This window comes from Rhizobium sp. RHZ01 (assembly GCF_014851595.1).
Lineage (GTDB): Bacteria > Pseudomonadota > Alphaproteobacteria > Rhizobiales > Rhizobiaceae > Rhizobium > Rhizobium altiplani.
The window spans coordinates 1-363 of the sequence record NZ_JACUZZ010000120.1; the positions used below are offsets into that span (position 1 = coordinate 1).

The window sequence follows — 363 nt, forward strand, 5'->3', positions numbered from 1 at the left end:
TCCCGGCAAGCCAGGGCATGAAGGAGGCATTCTCGACCGGATCCCAGAACCACCAGCCGCCCCAGCCGAGCTCGTAATAGGCCCAGTAGGAGCCCATGGCGATGCCAAGCGTCAGGAACGTCCAGGCAGCCAGCGTCCAGGGCCGCACCCAGCGCGCCCAGGCGGCATCGATGCGGCCTTCGAGAAGGGCAGCCACGGCAAAGGAGAAGCAGACGGAGAAGCCGACATAGCCGAGGTAGAGCAGCGGCGGGTGGATCGCCAGACCGACGTCCTGCAGCACCGGGTTGAGGTCCTTCCCCTCGGCCGGGGCCGGATCCAGCCGCATGAAGGGATTGGAGGTCAGCAGGATGAACAGGATGAAGG

Annotated in this window: 1 protein-coding gene; it reads right to left on the minus strand. The window is 66.1% G+C overall.

All coding sequences use genetic code 11. The features are described 5' to 3' along the window. A partial coding sequence (ccsA, locus tag IB248_RS31090) for a cytochrome c biogenesis protein CcsA (protein WP_192242259.1) occupies positions 1-363 on the minus strand: 363 nt, incomplete at both ends.